Annotated in this window: 1 protein-coding gene; it reads right to left on the bottom strand. The window is 63.0% G+C overall.

What is annotated here, in order from left to right:
• Positions 1 to 34: 34 nt before the first annotated feature.
• On the bottom strand, positions 35 to 1,084 hold the full coding sequence (locus tag P0D62_RS18940; RefSeq protein ID WP_275704081.1) for an IS110 family RNA-guided transposase: 1,050 nt from the start codon (positions 1,082 to 1,084) through the stop codon (positions 35 to 37).
• Positions 1,085 to 1,447: the final 363 nt, after the last annotated feature.

The following is a 1,447-nucleotide window of genomic DNA, read 5'->3' as shown; positions in this document are numbered from 1 at the left end:
CTGAGGTGCGACGAAGGAGACGCTTCTATGTTTGTCAATGGTGGTTTTCGAGGTGTTTGAAGAGTTCTCGTGCGATGTAGCGTTTGAGACAGCGGCGGGCGCGTGGGAGGTCTGAGCCGCTTGTGATGCGGCGGGCGAGGTAGGCCTGGGTGGTGGGGTCGTGTTGTAGCCGGGTTTTCGCGATGATGTGTAGTGCTTTGTTGAGTTGTCGGTCACCGGTGCGGTTTAGTCGATGGTTCTTCCGGTTCCCGGAGGAGACTTCCAGGGGGCAGGCGCCAGCGAGTTTCGCGAACGCGGCGTCGTTACGCACGCGTCCGGGATGTGACCAGGCACACAGCACGATGGCGGCGTTGACGGGCCCAACACCGGACAGGGCGAGCAGGCTGGGCATGGTGTGCTGGACGGCCTGGCGTAGGTTCTTGGTGTTGTCGGTGATCTGGGTATCGAGCTCCCGGATCCGTTTGGCTAGGCGGATCGCTTCGGCCCGAGCAGCGGCCTGTAGGGGGCTGTCGGTAGCCCTGGGTCGCCAGCTGGCGACCTGTCTGATTTTGGTGGCCCCGGGTTTGTGACGTGCGTCGAGGTCCAGCTCTTGGGTGCGTAGCAACGCGCCGAGGGCGTTGATGTGGCGGGTGCGTTCCCTGGTCATCGAGTCGCGGGCGGTCAGTAGCACCTGGAACAGTTTCGAGGTGTCGCTGGAGCGCATGTCCGCGAGGTGGTCGCTGTGTTTGTGCAGGATGTTGCGGGCAGCGGTGATCGCGTCGATCGCATCGTTCTTGCCGGTGCCTCGGGGGCGTTTCGGGCTGGGAGCGTCGGTGACCCGGTAGCCGGCTTCCAGGAGAGCGCGGGCGGCTTTAGTGCCGTAGGAACCAGTGCCTTCCATGCTGACCAACACGGTGTTGGTGGTGGCTTGGTGGGTGCGGCGACGGATCCAGGTGATCGCCCGGTTGATACCGGCTGGGGTGGTGGGGAACTCGCGGTTATCGATGACGCCGCCGGTGCGGGACTCGATGATCGCCCAGTGATGGGTTTTAGCGTGGGTGTCGATGCCGATGACGAATCGGTAGGCGTCTGCGACGATAGTCATTGGAGCGATGCGCGTCCTTCCAGGTGGGTGTTGTTTCCGGCGCTGGTTGGCTATCCCGGGAAAGTCACCTGTGTGGCATGACTGTGAGGGGTCACCATCGACAAGGGAGCTGTGTCAGTAGCGTTGTTGATGGGACAGGCTTCTATTAGGTCAACACGGGTGGGCTGGGATAGCCGACCGGTGTCCCCTGTGGGGTGTGGTGCGGACAGGTCTCCTTGATGACACGACACCAATCTGCTGTCACGCGGGGTGCCGGTCGGGCCTCGAAAGAGTCACGACCACATCCATGGGGGGGGAACCGGCACGGCTAACCCTGCCAGCTGAGCCCCAGGCCAGCCACCACCAATACTCACAGCCTCGAAG

The sequence above is a fragment of the Tessaracoccus caeni genome, assembly GCF_029211185.1.
Taxonomy (GTDB): Bacteria; Actinomycetota; Actinomycetes; order Propionibacteriales; family Propionibacteriaceae; genus Arachnia; species Arachnia caeni.
Note: the sequence above shows the minus strand (reverse complement) of the source record. Positions and strands in the feature narration are given on the sequence as shown.